Below are 15,450 nucleotides of genomic sequence, written 5' to 3'. Positions count from 1 at the left end.
GGTCATGGCGGGGGGAATGATAAAAAAACTTGTGACCAGCACCATTCTGGGCTGTGGGATTTTCCTTGCTGGTGGTCTTGCGAGCTTGCATTCTGCCACTGCACAAACAACTGGCTCAGAAGTTCCTACGCCGGAACCAGCCATTTTGTTCAGTGCCGACGAGGTCGATTACAATCAGGAACTCCAAACTGTCACCACGCGTGGGAATGTCGAAATTTCCCGGGAGGGACGTATATTGCTTGCGGATACGGTGAGTTATGACCGAACACAGGATGTTCTCACGGCTTCGGGAAATGTCAGTATCACTGAACCGACGGGCGAAGTCACCTTCGCTAGCTACGTCGAACTGAGCGGCGATTTCAAGGAAGGGATCGTTCAGGACATTTATGTCCTGTTGGATGAGAACACCCGGATCGCCGGTGCAGGTGCCCGCCGCAGCGGCGGGAACTTTACCGAAATTGCCAAAGCAGTTTATTCCCCCTGCAACGTTTGCGAAGACAATGGAAGTGGTTCAATACCGCTTTGGCGCATTCGCGCGGCGCGCGTGCTGCATGATTCAGATAGTAAAACCGTGGAATACGAAGACGCTCGTCTTGAAGTCGCAGGTATTCCTGTTCTCTACACCCCATATTTTCAGCATCCAGACCCCACCGTAAAACGGCAGTCAGGTTTGCTTGCACCGTCATTCGGCAGCACCAGCCACGTTGGAAGCTACTTCAGCCAACCCTATTACTGGTCGATCGACGAAAGCAAGGACATGACTTTCACGCCGACCTACACAACCGATGAAGGTCCTGTCCTCGCAACCGAGTACAGACAGCGTCTGGACATTGGAGAATTCGACGTCGTCAACAGCGTCACAAGAGACAGTGAGGATGACTGGCAAGGCCATATTGATGCCAAAGGACGGTTTGATATCGATCCGACGTGGCGTTGGGGCTTTGACGCCGAACAAGCATCAGAAAAAACATATCTTTCACGGTATGGGTTTGGCTCACCTTCCGTCCTGACTTCGAATCTATTTTCCGAGGGGTTTCGCGGCGCCAGCTACACGCGCGCTGATGCATACTACTTCCAAGGGCTGAAGAGTGATGATGACCGGGACACGACCCCCATTGTTTTGCCGCATCTGCAGTTTCACGGACAATCCGCGCCAGCAAAATACGGTAGTATAACAACCTTGGACTTGGATGGCCTCTCCTTGACCCGCGATGAGGGTACCAATTCGCATCGTGTGTCTGCCAAAGCCGGTTGGGAGCTCCCTCACGTCGGCACAATGGGGGATGTCACCAAGCTTAGTCTCTCCGTCCGAAGTGACAACTACCTCGTATCAGACGTATCTCGCACTAATAGAGAAAACTACAGTGGATATACGGGACGCCTGCTGCCACTGGCTGCAATTGACTGGCAGATGCCGTTCGTAAGCAACCAAGGGCAGTACCAACAAGTCATAACCCCAATCGCCATGGCAGCTTGGTCTCCGAACGGCGGTAATCCGGATGAGATCCCGAACGAGGATTCGCAATCATTTGAACTGGATGACATCAACTTGTTCTCCCATGACAGGTTTGGCGGTCTGGATCGCGCAGAGGACGGTTTCAGGGCAAGTTATGGCCTTGAGTGGGGTATCTACGGACCTCAGGGCGGCTATACCAGCGCGATGTTTGGCCAAAGCTACCGCGCAAATGAAAATGATACTTTCGCAGCAGGCTCCGGACTAGATGAACATCTTTCAGACTATGTCGGGCGCGTAACTGTGGCGCCTAACCGGTACCTTGATCTCACTTACCGTTATCGTCTTTCAAACGAGGATTTTTCGGCTCGCAGAAATCAGGTAACGGCAAGTGCCGGTTCAATGGACACCTTGCGTATCAATACTACTTATGTTCATTTCACCGACGACGCTGGCAGTGAAGAATTTGATGAACGTGAAGAGTTCTATTTTCAGGCGCAACGGCAATTCAGCGAGTATTGGTCTGGGCGTGCATATGGGCGATACGACATCGATCAATCAGACCCGCTAGAATACGGTGTCGGATTCGTCTATGAGGACGAGTGTTTCATATTTGATGGACGCATCCGCCGAACCTTCTATCGTGATCAGGACCTAGGAGAGTCCGACGACTTTATTTTCCGTCTTGTATTTAAGACACTGGGCGAATTCGAATCTGCAGCCGGGTTGTAACCAAAGATGTTTTTTAAACTTTCGATGCTCAATAACGCAAAACTCGTCGCCCTACTCACTGCTATTGTGCTTCTAACGTATGCGATCCCTGTCCGCGCCCAGTCGCCAGTTGGCGTCGCTGCGGTTGTCAATGACGAACCGATTTCGATCATCGATCTGGTTGAACGCATCAAGCTTGTTGCCGTCTCCTCCAACATCGAGATGACACCTCAGCGCAGCAACGAGATGGCGCCGCAGATTTTGCAGCAACTGATCAATGAAAAGCTGCAACTCCAAGAAGCCGAGCGTCGCGGCATCGAAGTGACCGATGAAGACATCGCGCGCGGCAAGTCAATGATCGAACAGAATGCCGGCCTTCCGGACGGCATGCTCGACAGGTATCTGTCGCAACGGAAAATCGCGTCCGGAACGATTGAAAATCAAATCCGCCCGCAGGTCGCCTGGCAAAAAGTTCTCGGCAGTATGCGCGGTGAAGTTCAGATCTCCGAAGCCGAGATTGACGACACGCTTGAGCGCATCATCAGCAACCAGAACAAGCCGCGTAACCGCGTTCAGGAAATCTTCCTGCCTGTCGACAATCCGCAGGACAGCACACGCGTTTACCAAACTGCGCAAGAAATCCGTGATGCCCTGAACAAGGGCGCGGATTTCGCAGGTCTGGCGCGACAGTTTTCAGCCAGTGCAAGTGCCGCAAATGGTGGTGACCTTGGTTGGCTTTATGCCGGTGAAATGTCGGCTGACTTGCAGCAGGCCGTCAACCAGCTGCAACCCGGTGACGTAAGTGCGCCGGTCCAGACCGTCCGCGGTTATTACATCGTCAAACTGCTGGACCGTCGCGTTGGTGACACCGACGCTGTCACCGACACCAGACTGGACCTTTATCAACTGTTTGTCCCGATTAGCGGTGACATGCCCCAAGACCAGATTGACGCCAAAATCGCAGTCCTGCAAAACACCCGTGAAACGGCAAATACCTGTGACGCCATGGCGAATGTCGCTGTCGACCTTGGATCTGATCTGAGCGGCAAGATGGAAGGCATTTCGCCCGGCGAACTTTCTGGGCCAATCCGCCAAGCTGTCACCAATCTTGATGAAGGAACACCATCCAACATTATCCGGGTTGATGGCGGTGCATTGATGGTGATGATTTGTAACGTCACGGAAGAAAGCAACCTGCCCAGCCGTCAGGACATTGAAAACCGTCTGCGGTTGGAACGTCTTGATATCCTGGCACGTCGCAAACTTCGTGAACTGCGCCGTCAGGCATTTATTGATATCCGGATCTGATCCGGTCGACAGGACCTCGATAGCAAGATGACAGAACGCGCACCCATCGCATTGACGATCGGCGAGCCAGGTGGCATTGGCCCCGAGCTTGCCATCAAGGCATGGCTGCGTCGTGCGCAAGATGAGATAGCACCATTTTGCCTGATCTCGCCTGTCAGCATGATCACTCAAGCAATCGCCCGAAGTGGTACTGATGTTCCACTGCGCGTGATCCAGACAATCGACGAAGCCACGTCCGTTTTTAAGGATGCCCTGCCGGTTCTGGAAATCACAGATAGCGCAACCGAAGTTGTTTCAGGTGTAGCATCACCAAAAACCGCAAGCGTCGTGATTGAAAGCATCACAAAGGCCGTCGAACTGGCGAGAACGGGCAAGGCAAGTGCCGTCGTCACCAACCCGATCCAGAAAAGCGCATTGTATGAAGCGGGCTTCTGCCATCCCGGTCATACAGAGTTTTTGGCAGAGCTCGCAGGACCGGGCACAATCCCCGTCATGATGCTGGCCAATAGCAAACTGCGCGTGGTGCCGCTAACCATCCATATCCCGCTCAAGGATGTTCCGACGCAGTTGACAACTGAGCTGATTGTCGAGCGTTGCCGGATCACGCATCAGTCCCTGCAAAATGCTTTCGGGATCGCCAAGCCGCGCCTTGCCATTGCTGGGCTGAACCCGCATGCGGGCGAAGATGGCACGATGGGTACCGAAGAAAAAACCATCATGGCCCCGGCCGTCAAACAACTGCGTGATGAGGGCGTGGATGTCATCGGTCCCCTTCCGGCGGATACCATGTTCCATGAAGAGGCACGGGCCAATTACGATGTGGCGCTCTGCCCCTATCATGATCAGGCTCTGATACCGGTCAAGACGCTTGATTTCCATGGTGGTGTGAATGTCACGCTGGGATTGCCATTTATCAGAACATCGCCCGATCATGGCACCGCGCTTGATATTGCCGGCAAAGGCATCGCGCGCCCTGATAGCCTGATTGCGGCCCTGAAAATGGCATCAGAAATGGCGACAAAACGCCTTGCGACAGGAGCCTGACCGACGTGTCAGAAGACAATGACAATACTGGCAAGCTTGCCAATGATGGCCTTCCGCCGCTGCGCGAAGTGATCGCAACTCATGATCTTTCCGCGCAAAAGAAATTCGGCCAGAACTTCCTGTTTGATTTGAACCTGACCGGGCGCATTGCCCGTGCGGCCGCACCGCTTGATGATGCCACCGTGATTGAAATCGGTCCGGGGCCCGGCGGCCTGACGCGTGCATTGCTGTTTAACGGTGCAAAGAACCTGACCGTGATCGAGCGTGATCCGCGCTGCCAACCGGTTTTGGAACAGATCAGCAATCATTATCCCGGTGCGCTGCACGTCATTGATGGCGATGCGCTTGAGGTCAATGTCACAACATTGGGCCCGGCCCCGCGCAAGATCGTCGCCAACCTGCCCTATAATGTCGGCACGCAACTATTGCTGGGCTGGCTGATGCAGATTGATCAGTTCGCTAGCCTGACCCTGATGTTTCAAAAGGAAGTGGCCGAACGTGTCGTCGCCCGCCCGAAGACCAAGGCTTATGGGCGTCTGTCGGTCCTGTGTCAGTATCTGTGTGACTGCGATATCCTGTTTGATGTCCATCGCAGTGCTTTTACCCCACCGCCGAAGGTAACCTCGGCCGTCGTGCAACTTCGTCCAAAGGCGGATCGCGGCACAGACATCAGTCTTGATAGCCTTGCCAAAATTACCCAGGCCGCGTTTGGTCAACGTCGCAAGATGCTGCGCGCAAGCCTTAAGACCCTGAACATCAATGTGGGTGAATTGCTTGCTAAGTCCGGGATTACCGAAACCGTCCGGGCCGAGGAGCTTAGTGTTGCGGATTTTGTCCGCCTGACACAGGTTCATGATGAAATGGCCGCTTCGTAAAGCAGCCATTTTCCTATCTTGGTATCAGTCTGTCAGAAGCTTTTTGACAAAGCCCGGCAAGCCTGTCTGGCGTTCGCGCTTGATCCGTTCGGCACCGATAATGTGTTGAACATCGGCGATGCAGCGATCGAGATCATCATTGATCAGCACATAGTCAAATTCTTCCCAATGGCTGATTTCCGCACCGGCCTTGGCCATGCGTTTCATAATCACGTCATCGGCGTCCTGTCCGCGATCACGCAGGCGGCGCTCCAACTCACCCGATGACGGTGGCAGGATAAAGACCGATACAAAGTCATCACCGCCCTTGTCACGCAGTTGGCGGGCACCCTGCCAGTCGATGTCAAACAACACATCGCGGCCTTCCGACAGTGCCTTTTCGACCGGTCCAATCGGCGTGCCATAGTAGTTGCCAAACACTTCTGCCCATTCAAGCAGTTCGTCATCGGCGATCATATGTTTGAATTCATCAACCGATTTGAAAAAGTAGTGGGTACCTTCTTGTTCACCGGGGCGGGCCGAACGCGTTGTTGCCGACACAGACAAGGAGATCTTGTCATCGTTTTCAAGCAACTGACGGGTGATGGTCGTTTTGCCGGCACCGGACGGCGCACAGAACACCAGCATCACGCCACGGCGGTTATGCGGATCGATCATGATGTTTCCTTCCCTGCCGCTTATTCGACGTTCTGAACCTGCTCGCGGAGCTGATCAATGATCACTTTAAGCTCCATACCGCAATTGGTCAGTTCAATATCATTGGCCTTTGAGCAAAGCGTGTTGGCCTCGCGATTGAACTCCTGACACAGGAAGTCAAGCTTGCGCCCGATTGCGCCCCCCTTGGTCAACATATCGCGTGCTGCGCTGATATGGGCTTTCAGACGATCAATCTCTTCGCGGATATCGGCCTTGGTTGCCAAGATCGCCGCTTCCTGATGCAGACGTTCGGGATCGAACTTGCCCGCATCCATCAATTCTTCGACCTGGCGTTTCAGACGATCCTTGATGGCGTCTGCGCGCGCTGATTCGCAATTTTCAGCACGTGTAACAGTTGCCTCGATTTTATCGACATGGCCACGCAGCATCGCGTCAAGTTTTTCGCCTTCTTCTGCCCGGTGGGCGGCCATCTGATCAATCGCCTCATTCAGGTTTGCCAGCACGGCGGCATCATTGGCGTCCCGGGTTGCTTCGTCTTCCTGTGGCTCATAGGCCTCAAGCACGCCGCGCACATTCATCAAATCTGCAATGGTGCCTGCCGACAGGCTGCTGGTATTATCAAACTCCTCGGCAATCTGGACCAGTTCAGCAAGCAATTCACGGTTCACCGAATAAGCATTGCTATCGCCGGAACGCGTAACATTCAGGGTCACGCCCATATTGCCGCGCTTGAACCGCTTGGAAACCGCATCGCGCACCTTGGCCTCAAGACGCTCAAACCCGCCATTCAGACGCAGGCGCACATCAAGCCCCTTGCCATTGACGCTGCGCAGTTCCCAGGTCCAGCCGAAACCATCGGCCGCGCCATCAACGCGCGCAAATCCGGTCATGCTTGAAACGGTCATCTTTTCATCCAGTTCGCTTTTGTGTTTGGGCGTTTATAACCATTGGCCCGTGTCCCGCCAAGGGTGAACACCGATCATCACGCGATAACGACAATATGGTAAACATAAGCCGTATTTCATAATGCTGCCCTATTGCTGCAGCATGTTCCGCAAAAATCAATTTCCTTATTTCAAAACCCAGTACGAGCAACAATGTCCTTTCAGTACGATGCCATTCTGATCACCGGTGCCAGTTCGGGTATTGGCGCTGCCCTGGCCCGCCATTTCGCGCGCACCGGCGTGACCCTTTTTATCAGCGGTCGCAATCAAACACGCTTGCAACTGGTGGAAAATGATTGCCGCGCCGCCGGGGCCAATGTTTATGCCGATGTTCTCGATGTGACGTCTCGCGAAACCATGGACGCCTATGTCACCCATTGCGATGAAATTGCGCAGCTCAGCCTCGTTATTGCCAATGCCGGCATTTCGGCAGGTACGGGTGGCCTTGGCGAAAGCCCCGAACAGGTTCGCGATATCTTTGCCACCAACGTTGCCGGTGTCCTGAACACGGTTGATCCGGCGATCAAGGTCATGCGTGCGCGCAGACGCGGTCAGGTCGCATTGGTCGCCTCCCAGGCATCCTGGCGTGGATTGCCCTCTGCCCCGGCCTATTGCGCCAGCAAGGCGGCTGTCCGGGTTTACGGCGAGGGATTGCGTGGTGCATTGGCGCCCGATGGGGTGAAGGTCAATGTTATCTGCCCGGGCTTTGTTAAAAGCCGCATCACTGATGCCAATGATTTCCCGATGCCCTTCTTCATGCAGGCCGACAAGGCCGCAAAGAAGATCGTGCGGGGCCTTGAACGCAACAAGGGCATGATCGCCTTCCCGTGGCAAATGAACCTGATCATCGGAATGCTTAAGATGACACCGCAATGGTTGATGGATCTTGCGGCATCCCAGATCCCGAAGAAAACATCATCGCCCGATAGCCACGGCAAACACTAGCAAGCATAAAGGCGGCATCCGATTGATGCCGCCTTTATCATTTGGTCCAAACTCTTCGTCGTGATCACTGCCCGTCGCGGATGCGCCGCCACTTGGCAACGTTGCGATTATGCTCATCAAGGGTTCTGGCAAAGGCATGCCCACCCGTCCCGTCTGCGACGAAGTACAGATCTTCGGTCGCAGCCGGATGCAGCACGGCATAAAACGCATCGCGCCCCGGATTGGTAATCGGTCCGGGCGGCAGGCCGCTGGTGACATAGGTGTTATAGGGGCTCTCAAAACGCCAGTCCTTGCGTGTCAAAGGACGTTCAAGACGCTTGTCCGGGCTGAGCGCATAGGCAACTGTCGGATCAGACTGCAGACGCATATCGCGTCGCAGGCGATTGATGAACACGCCTGCAACCCGCGCCCGTTCACCAGCAACACCGGTTTCGCGTTCCACGATGGATGCCAGAATAACCGCCTCTTCAATGGTGTCGAACGGCAATCCGTCCTGACGGCCCGGCCAAAGCTGTTTGACCATTTCATCGTGGGCTGCGCGCATACGATCAATGATGCTTTGCTTCGTATCCCCAAACGAGAACTGATAGGTTTCGGGCAACAAGGTGCCATCGGCCGGAATATCAGCGATCTCGCCACTTAATCCGTCAACCAGATTGATCCGATCGACGATTTCGCCCGAACGAAGACCTTCCGGGATGGTGACAAACCGTTTGACCGTATCCCCAAAGGCCAGAATTTCAGCAGCCTGTTTCGGGCTGACCCGGGCCGGGAAGTGGTATTCCCCCGCACGCAGTGACCGGTCAAGCTGACTGACGCGAACCCCGGCAAGGAAGATCAGCGGTTCGGTGATGATGTTTTCACGTTGGAAAATCTCGGCAATACCGCGGACACCGGTCCCCTGCGGGATGATGATGTCACGCTCCTGCGCCAAATTGCTGGGCGATGTGTATTGCACATAAACATACACCGCTGCCCCACCTGTGGCGAGAGCAGCGGTGATGATCAGAAAGCCAATAAAAAGCAGAAAACGCTTCAAGGGAATGCTCCCGGGGGTTGCTCTGCTGTTTAAACGGCCTTGAAAACAAGCGATGCGTTGGTGCCGCCAAAGCCGAACGAGTTCGACAGAGCGACATTGACTTTACGCTGTTTGGCTTCAAGCGGAACCAGATCGATGCCTTTGCATGCCTCGGACGGATTGCGCAGGTTCAACGTCGGCGGAACAACGCCTTCGTGGATCGCAAGGATCGAGAACACTGCTTCAATCGCACCGGCCGCACCCAGAAGGTGACCGGTTGCCGATTTGGTCGAAGACATCGACATTTTCTGGGCATGATCACCAAACAGGCGTTTGACCGCACCCAGTTCGATTTCATCACCCAGCGGAGTCGAGGTACCGTGTGCGTTGACGTAATCAACATCTTCCGGGTTCAGACCCGCATTGCGGATGGCATTGCGCATCGAACGGAAGCCGCCATTGCCGTCTTCGGCCGGTGCGGTGATGTGATAAGCATCACCCGACATGCCGTAGCCAGCAACTTCGGCGTAAATCTTGGCACCACGCGCCTTGGCGTGTTCGTATTCTTCAAGAACAACACAGCCCGCACCTTCGCCCATGACGAAACCGTCACGGCCTTCATCCCACGGACGGGATGCTTCGGTCGGTGTGTCATTGTAACTGGTCGAAAGCGCACGTGCAGCAGCAAAGCCCGCCATGCCAAGACGGCAAACAGCAGCTTCGGCACCACCCGCAACCATGACATCGGCATCGCCAAGCATAATCATGCGCGATGCGTCGCCAACGGCGTGTGCACCGGTCGAACAGGCGGTAACCACCGCATGGTTCGGACCTTTAAGACCGTGTTTGATCGAAACCTGACCTGAAACCAGGTTAATCAGACAAGACGGAATGAAGAACGGACTGACACGACGGGTCTTGCCGTTATTGACCAGATCAGTTGCCTCGGAAATCTTGGGCAACCCACCGATCCCCGAACCGATCAAAACGCCGGTTGCTTCCTGATCTTCGTCGGTTTCCGGCTTCCAGCCAGAATCCGCAATCGCCTGATCAGCAGCAGCAATCCCATAGACGATGAAATCGTCCATTTTCTTCATGTCTTTGATCGAGACATGATCTTCAGCGTTGAAAAGTCCGTCACCCTCACCGCGCGGCACGAGGCCTGCGATTTTGGCAGGGATATCCGACACGTCAAACGTATCGATGCTTTTGATCCCGGATTGGCTGTTCAGCAGTTTCTGCCAAGTATTCTGTGCCCCGCTAGCAAGCGGAGTAACAGCACCAATACCGGTAACAACTACGCGTCTCATCCCGCATTACGCCTTTATTCTATGAATCCAGCAAAGACGAAAAGGGCGCCTGAGGATGCCCTCTAGGCGCCCATGTCTAACAGCAAACTTAGCTGTCCGCCTTTTCGATGAAGTCGATCGCGTCTTTAACGGTCAGAATTTTTTCAGCCGCGTCATCCGGAATTTCACAACCGAATTCTTCTTCAAACGCCATAACCAGCTCAACGGTGTCCAGGCTGTCTGCGCCCAGATCGTCGATGAAGCTTGCGTTTTCAGTGACCTTGTCTTCTTCAACACCGAGGTGCTCGACAACGATCTTCTTCACGCGATCTGCGACATCACTCATAGCTCAAATCCTTCAATAGGTTTTCTGTCAGTTAGTTTACACGTGGTACCCGTTGTGTCCCCCTATTGAAGGAGTTCCCGGGAACCGGAAACCGGCAACGAACAATCGCCAGTTTCAATATTTGGTATAGCGGCCTCTTTTAAACAGAAAAGAAGGCAACCCGCAACGGGTTAAATCATCGCCATTCCGCCATTCACATGCAAGGTCTGTCCTGTGACATAAGCTGCTTCGTCACTTGCAAGATACAGAACCGCTGCCGCGATCTCTTTGCTGTCGCCCATGCGACCTGCCGGAATACCGCCCAAAAGCTTTTCTTTCTGGGCATCTCCGAGTTCTTCGGTCATGGCCGTGGTAATAAAGCCCGGTGCCACACAGTTAACCGTAATTCCGCGCGCCGCAACCTCTTGCGCCAGCGATTTTGACCAACCGATCATCCCGGCCTTGGCTGCGGCATAGTTGGTCTGGCCCGGGTTGCCGGTCACACCAACGATCGAGGTGATGTTGATAATACGGCCGTGGCGGCGTTTCATCATGCCGCGCAGCGAATTGCGCGCAAGCTTGAAGGCAGAGGTCAAGTTCACATCAAGAACCGCCTGCCAGTCTTCGTCCTTAAGACGCATGGCAAGCTGATCACGGGTAATCCCGGCATTGTTGACCAGAATATCAAGCTGACCACCGAGGGCTTCCTCGGCATTTTTGATCAGGCCATCGACCGATTCTTTATCCGAAAGGTTGGCCGGAACAACAACCGCGTTGCCACCGATTTCGGCAGCAACCGCTTCGAGGCGTTCCTGACGGGTCCCCGACAGAGCAACCTTCGCACCGGCGCCCGCCAGAACCTTGGCGATTTCGCCACCGATACCGCCGGTCGCACCGGTTACGAGTGCTGTTTTCCCTGCAAGATCAAACATAAATTTTCGTTCCCTTTGGGTTCGTTCGTGTTCCGGACACTCTTACAGAGCGCCGAGGAATGCTTCGATATCTGCCGGACCATTCACAGCCGTACCGCTCAGATCGCGGTCAATACGACGTACCATGCCGGTCAAAACTTTGCCTGCGCCGATCTCTACCAGATCGGTGATGCCCTGTTCTTTCATATAAAGAACCGACTCACGCCAGCGCACGGTGCCGCAAACCTGCTCTACAAGGAGTTTACGAATGGTTTCCGGATCGTCAGTTTTTTCTGCGGTCACGTTGGCAACGACCGGCTTGCCCGGTGCATTCATGGTCACAGCGCCAAGCGCCTCTGCCATGCGATCAGCTGCCGACTGCATCAGGGCACAATGGAACGGTGCCGATACCGGCAACAACACAGCGCGCTTTGCGCCCTTTTCCTTGGCGATCTCAATCGCGCGTTCCACAGCAGCCTTGTGACCGGAAACAACAACCTGCCCGCTGGCATTATCATTGGCGGCGGTGCAAACCTCACCTTGTGCTGCTTCTTCGGCAACCGCAACCGCATCGACATAATCAAGACCAAGAAGGGCTGCCATCGCGCCAACACCGACCGGAACGGCGGCCTGCATTGCCTGACCACGGATTTTCAAAAGGCGCGCGGCATCGGAAATGGCAAAGGTGCCAGCTGCTGCAAGGGCGGAATATTCGCCAAGGGAATGACCGGCAACAAGGTCGCACTTGTCGGTCAGGGTAAAGCCGCCTTCTTTTTCCAGAACACGGGTCACCGCAAGGCTGACCGCCATCAAAGCCGGCTGCGCGTTTTCGGTCAGGGTCAATTCGTTTTCCGGACCTTCGAACATCAGCGCGCTAAGCTTTTGCGAAAGCGCATCATCAACTTCCTGGAAAACTTCGCGGGCAACCGGGAATGCGTCTGCCAGTTCCTTGCCCATACCTACCGCTTGCGACCCCTGTCCGGGGAAAACGAGTGCGCGTGTCATTATATCAAATAAACCCTTGTCCGCTTCTACGAAGACTGTGCCGAAATCCGGCCCCTTGAAATTGAGCCACCCTTGATAGCGTGCGCAAGCGCACTGTCAAGAACTGAAACCTGATGGGCGCAGTTGGTTTGATTTTTTTACGCCCGAAAACTGCACGTCGCGATCACACGATAACAATAGTGTGACTTTCGGGTTTGACACCCGATTTGCGCGTTTATGGCATATTTTGCGTCATTTACGAAGGACTGGCTGTTGCGCAGCGCACAATCCCCGGCGCCCCGCATCCACAAGCTCCACCGCCGAAACCATATGGAAAACCAAGGCCTGCTGTCGCTTTAAGTCCGAAGATACATTGAATGCAGGGACAAACACCGCCTTCACAATCGCGTGCATGTCGGTTATCCCGAAACCGCAATGCTCACGCCGTGACAGATCGATGTCAGAAACACGCAGGTTTCTGCCGATACTGTCAAAGCCATCGCGCTATCCCGTAATCGGCAAAAAGCTGCATTTGGCGTTGCACTCATGGGCGAAAAGTGTATATTCCGCCGTCTCACGGCTCCTTGCCGGGATTGTCCGGCTATGCCTGCATGGCACGAGGTCATGCAGGAAGAGATAAGCCAAAAGGAGTAATAGGAGTATTATGAGCAAATACGAAAGCGTGTTTATCGCACGTCAGGACTTCTCGACCGCACAGGTCGAAAGTCTGAACGAAAAGCTGACCCAGACCATCGAAGGTCTCGGCGGCAAAATCGCCAAAACCGAATATTGGGGTCTGCGTTCCCTGGCATACCGTGTCAAAAAGAACCGCAAAGGCCACTATACTCTCTTCCAGATCGAAGCTGACAAAGACGCGATCGCGGAATACGAGCGTCAGATGCGCCTGAACGAAGACGTTCTGCGTCAGATGACTGTCAAGGTTGACGAGTTCGAAGAAGAACAGTCTGCCATTCTGCGCAACCGCGACGAGCGCGGCGGTCGTGGCGGTAATCGCCGTGGCGGTCCCCGTCAGAACGGCTAACAGATAGCGAGGAGATAATATCATGGCTGGACGTCGTCTGTTTTTCCGTCGTCGTAAAACCTGCCCGTTCTCGGGTGATGATGCGCCGAAGATTGACTACAAAGATGTCAAACTGCTGCAGCGTTTCGTTTCCGAACGCGGCAAAATCGTTCCGAGCCGTATCACTGCGGTTTCGGCCAAGAAGCAGCGCGAACTGGCGAAAGCCATCAAGCGTGCACGCTTCCTGGCGCTGCTGCCCTACGCAGACCAGGTCTGAGGCAGTCGGCAAGAGACCCTTTTGAGGTCTCGGGCCGGGAGTAAATGATGCAACGTGACACCCTCATAGCGATTGGGACCGGACTTGGCAGTGCCGTTCTGTTCCTGCTGGTTCTATCAGGAAATCCGTTTGCTCTTTTGCTTTCATACTTCGGGCATCTGCCGCTTTTCCTTACGGGATTGTGGCAAGGGCCCAAACGCCTGCTGGTTGCGGCATTTGCCGCATGTATTGCCCTCATTCTTATGGGGGGATTACTGCCTTTCACGGTCTTTATGGTCGTGTTTGCCGGACCGGCGATGTTGTTGACCCGCATGGCGCTGGTCGTCCGGAAAGATCAAAATGGCAATCTTGCCTTTCTGCCTTCCGGAATTGTCGTAAGTGCCATGGCCGTCATGGTCGCGACGGTAATGATCTTCGTTACCGGAACACTGACGGCGGAAGGTGTGGACATTCAGGACTTCATCGCGAAGTTCCTGAGCCAGATGTACTCGGAAATGGGTGTCCCTATGACATCCGATGTTCAGGGTCTGATTGGTATGTTCCAGACTTACTTCCCGGCGATTGCAGCGGTGAGCTGGCTTTTGATGCTGTTCGCCAATGCCGCAATCGCACAGGCAATTTTGGTGCGTGCAGGCAAAAACCTGCGTCCGACACCAAGTATGGCAACCTTTGCCTTGCCTGGCTGGTCACTGTTTGTGTTTGCCCTGGCCGGGTTTACGGTCGGCTTTGCCGATGGTTCGCTGGCTTATGTGGCGCGCAACGTCGCGGTGGTACTGGCAGTGCCGTTCCTGTTTCAGGGATTGGCGCTGGTGCATGGGCAGGCAGCCCGATGGCCGCAAAAACGTGTAATTCTGACGGTGTTTTACATCGTCGCGGTTCTGTCCACCTGGTCGTTTATCGCGATCACCGGACTTGGAATTGTTGAGCATTTAATCAGGCTGCGGGGGAAAGAACCGATGACCCGTAGCAATGAGGAGGATCGGTGATGGAAGTTATTCTGCTCCAGCGGGTAGAAAAACTCGGTCAGATGGGTGACGTAGTCACTGTCAAGCCGGGCCACGCCCGCAACCGCTTGCTGCCGCAGGGCATGGCCCTTCGTGCAACCAAAGCAAACATCTCTGTGTTCGAAGCACAGAAAGCACAGCTTGAAGCTGACAACCTGGAACGCCGTAAGGAAGCAGAAGCTGTTTCCGAGAAGATGGGTGAACTCGCAGTCACCGTCGTTCGTCAGGCATCCGACGTTGGCCAGCTTTATGGTTCGGTCACTGCCCGCGATATCGCAAACGCAGTAACCGAAGCAGGCTTCACTGTTGCCCGTACCCAGGTCGTTCTTGATCAGCCGATCAAGACCCTTGGTCTGCATCAGGTCCGTATCAACCTGCACCCGGAAGTTATCATTGAGGTAACCGCCAACGTTGCACGTTCCGAAGAAGATGCCGCTGAACAGCTCCGTAAGGGTGCTGCTGTTCTTGGCACCATCGAAGAAATGGAAGCGGAAGAAGAGGAAGCCCTCGAAGCCGCTGAAGAACTCTTCGAAGAAGAAGTTCCGGCTGACCTTGCAGAAGCAATCGAAGCTGACGAAGAAGAAACCAACGCTTAATCGCAGGTTCTTCGAACGATTTGAAAACGGCACATCCGCAGGGATGTGCCGTTTTCTTTTGCCTTAACGCCAAAGCCCGTGAATTTTT

16 protein-coding genes are annotated in these 15,450 nt (G+C 54.5%); 9 read left to right on the top strand and 7 right to left on the bottom strand.

Annotated elements, in window-relative coordinates; translation table 11 throughout:
- Positions 1-16: 16 nt before the first annotated feature.
- Genes IT893_RS06095 through rsmA form a run of 4 tightly spaced genes read left to right on the top strand, consistent with a single transcriptional unit; the run spans position 17 to position 5,391 of the window.
- Positions 17-2,185: an LPS-assembly protein LptD gene (locus IT893_RS06095; RefSeq protein ID WP_252724092.1), complete on the top strand. Its 2,169-nt coding sequence runs from the start codon at positions 17-19 to the stop codon at positions 2,183-2,185.
- Between the two features lie 6 nt (positions 2,186-2,191).
- On the top strand, positions 2,192-3,472 hold the full coding sequence (locus tag IT893_RS06090; protein ID WP_197147188.1) for a peptidylprolyl isomerase: 1,281 nt from the start codon (positions 2,192-2,194) through the stop codon (positions 3,470-3,472).
- Between the two features lie 27 nt (positions 3,473-3,499).
- The gene (gene pdxA / locus IT893_RS06085; RefSeq protein ID WP_197147187.1) at positions 3,500-4,516 is read left to right on the top strand and encodes a 4-hydroxythreonine-4-phosphate dehydrogenase PdxA; all 1,017 of its coding nucleotides are present in this window, start codon (positions 3,500-3,502) and stop codon (positions 4,514-4,516) included.
- 5 nt (positions 4,517-4,521) lie between these two features.
- Positions 4,522-5,391, top strand: coding sequence for a 16S rRNA (adenine(1518)-N(6)/adenine(1519)-N(6))-dimethyltransferase RsmA (rsmA, locus tag IT893_RS06080; RefSeq protein ID WP_197147186.1), 870 nt, complete (start codon positions 4,522-4,524; stop codon positions 5,389-5,391).
- 24 nt (positions 5,392-5,415) lie between these two features.
- Here rsmA and gmk read toward each other — a convergent pair whose 3' ends face one another.
- Positions 5,416-6,048: a guanylate kinase gene (gene gmk / locus IT893_RS06075; protein ID WP_197147185.1), complete on the bottom strand. Its 633-nt coding sequence runs from the start codon at positions 6,046-6,048 to the stop codon at positions 5,416-5,418.
- 20 nt (positions 6,049-6,068) lie between these two features.
- Positions 6,069-6,953 (bottom strand): YicC/YloC family endoribonuclease, encoded by an 885-nt coding sequence (locus IT893_RS06070; RefSeq protein ID WP_197147184.1) that lies wholly within the window; start codon positions 6,951-6,953, stop codon positions 6,069-6,071.
- 192 nt (positions 6,954-7,145) lie between these two features.
- On the opposite strand from IT893_RS06070, the gene IT893_RS06065 reads away from it, so the two are divergent.
- Complete coding sequence (locus tag IT893_RS06065; protein ID WP_197147183.1) at positions 7,146-7,937, top strand: SDR family oxidoreductase; 792 nt, start codon at positions 7,146-7,148, stop codon at positions 7,935-7,937.
- A 64-nt stretch (positions 7,938-8,001) separates the two neighbouring features.
- Here the strand turns inward: IT893_RS06065 and mltG are convergent, their stop codons facing one another.
- The 5 genes from mltG to fabD all read right to left on the bottom strand — a co-directional run bounded on the left by mltG (position 8,002) and on the right by fabD (position 12,485).
- Positions 8,002-8,976 carry an endolytic transglycosylase MltG gene (gene mltG / locus IT893_RS06060; RefSeq protein ID WP_197147182.1) on the bottom strand — a complete coding sequence of 325 codons (975 nt, stop codon included), beginning with the start codon at positions 8,974-8,976 and terminating at the stop codon, positions 8,002-8,004.
- A 29-nt stretch (positions 8,977-9,005) separates the two neighbouring features.
- Positions 9,006-10,265: a beta-ketoacyl-ACP synthase II gene (gene fabF / locus IT893_RS06055; RefSeq protein ID WP_064781619.1), complete on the bottom strand. Its 1,260-nt coding sequence runs from the start codon at positions 10,263-10,265 to the stop codon at positions 9,006-9,008.
- A gap of 88 nt (positions 10,266-10,353) precedes the next feature.
- Positions 10,354-10,590: an acyl carrier protein gene (locus IT893_RS06050; protein ID WP_008890547.1), complete on the bottom strand. Its 237-nt coding sequence runs from the start codon at positions 10,588-10,590 to the stop codon at positions 10,354-10,356.
- Between the two features lie 170 nt (positions 10,591-10,760).
- Positions 10,761-11,501, bottom strand: a complete 741-nt coding sequence (gene fabG, locus IT893_RS06045; RefSeq protein WP_197147181.1) for a 3-oxoacyl-[acyl-carrier-protein] reductase — start codon at positions 11,499-11,501, stop codon at positions 10,761-10,763.
- Between the two features lie 42 nt (positions 11,502-11,543).
- The gene (gene fabD / locus IT893_RS06040; RefSeq protein ID WP_197147180.1) at positions 11,544-12,485 is read right to left on the bottom strand and encodes an ACP S-malonyltransferase; all 942 of its coding nucleotides are present in this window, start codon (positions 12,483-12,485) and stop codon (positions 11,544-11,546) included.
- Between the two features lie 643 nt (positions 12,486-13,128).
- Here fabD and rpsF point away from each other — a divergent pair.
- The 4 genes from rpsF to rplI are packed head-to-tail and all read left to right on the top strand — an operon-like array spanning position 13,129 to position 15,362.
- Positions 13,129-13,506, top strand: coding sequence for a 30S ribosomal protein S6 (gene rpsF, locus IT893_RS06035; protein WP_008890544.1), 378 nt, complete (start codon positions 13,129-13,131; stop codon positions 13,504-13,506).
- A gap of 22 nt (positions 13,507-13,528) precedes the next feature.
- The gene (gene rpsR / locus IT893_RS06030; RefSeq protein ID WP_008890543.1) at positions 13,529-13,762 is read left to right on the top strand and encodes a 30S ribosomal protein S18; all 234 of its coding nucleotides are present in this window, start codon (positions 13,529-13,531) and stop codon (positions 13,760-13,762) included.
- A 44-nt stretch (positions 13,763-13,806) separates the two neighbouring features.
- The gene (locus IT893_RS06025) at positions 13,807-14,748 is read left to right on the top strand and encodes a DUF2232 domain-containing protein (RefSeq protein ID WP_245960854.1); all 942 of its coding nucleotides are present in this window, start codon (positions 13,807-13,809) and stop codon (positions 14,746-14,748) included.
- On the top strand, positions 14,748-15,362 hold the full coding sequence (rplI, locus tag IT893_RS06020) for a 50S ribosomal protein L9 (RefSeq protein WP_197147179.1): 615 nt from the start codon (positions 14,748-14,750) through the stop codon (positions 15,360-15,362). The genes IT893_RS06025 and rplI overlap by 1 nt, the downstream gene beginning before the upstream one ends.
- Positions 15,363-15,450: the final 88 nt, after the last annotated feature.

The sequence above is a fragment of the Thalassospira sp. A40-3 genome, from assembly GCF_015871485.1.
GTDB classification, from domain to species: Bacteria; Pseudomonadota; Alphaproteobacteria; order Rhodospirillales; family Thalassospiraceae; genus Thalassospira; species Thalassospira tepidiphila.
The sequence above is the reverse complement of the archived record's forward strand: the minus strand, read 5'-3'. Positions and strand labels throughout refer to the sequence as shown.

Coding starts and splice junctions, on each gene's coding strand:
- IT893_RS06095 (WP_252724092.1), top strand. CDS start 17: ATGATAAAAAAACTTGTGACCAGCACCATTCTGGGCTGTGGGATTTTC.
- IT893_RS06090 (WP_197147188.1), top strand. CDS start 2,192: ATGTTTTTTAAACTTTCGATGCTCAATAACGCAAAACTCGTCGCCCTA.
- pdxA (WP_197147187.1), top strand. CDS start 3,500: ATGACAGAACGCGCACCCATCGCATTGACGATCGGCGAGCCAGGTGGC.
- gmk (WP_197147185.1), bottom strand. CDS start 6,048: ATGATCGATCCGCATAACCGCCGTGGCGTGATGCTGGTGTTCTGTGCG.
- IT893_RS06070 (WP_197147184.1), bottom strand. CDS start 6,953: ATGACCGTTTCAAGCATGACCGGATTTGCGCGCGTTGATGGCGCGGCC.
- IT893_RS06065 (WP_197147183.1), top strand. CDS start 7,146: ATGTCCTTTCAGTACGATGCCATTCTGATCACCGGTGCCAGTTCGGGT.
- fabF (WP_064781619.1), bottom strand. CDS start 10,265: ATGAGACGCGTAGTTGTTACCGGTATTGGTGCTGTTACTCCGCTTGCT.
- IT893_RS06050 (WP_008890547.1), bottom strand. CDS start 10,590: ATGAGTGATGTCGCAGATCGCGTGAAGAAGATCGTTGTCGAGCACCTC.
- fabG (WP_197147181.1), bottom strand. CDS start 11,501: ATGTTTGATCTTGCAGGGAAAACAGCACTCGTAACCGGTGCGACCGGC.
- fabD (WP_197147180.1), bottom strand. CDS start 12,485: ATGACACGCGCACTCGTTTTCCCCGGACAGGGGTCGCAAGCGGTAGGT.
- rpsF (WP_008890544.1), top strand. CDS start 13,129: ATGAGCAAATACGAAAGCGTGTTTATCGCACGTCAGGACTTCTCGACC.
- rpsR (WP_008890543.1), top strand. CDS start 13,529: ATGGCTGGACGTCGTCTGTTTTTCCGTCGTCGTAAAACCTGCCCGTTC.
- IT893_RS06025 (WP_245960854.1), top strand. CDS start 13,807: ATGATGCAACGTGACACCCTCATAGCGATTGGGACCGGACTTGGCAGT.
- rplI (WP_197147179.1), top strand. CDS start 14,748: ATGGAAGTTATTCTGCTCCAGCGGGTAGAAAAACTCGGTCAGATGGGT.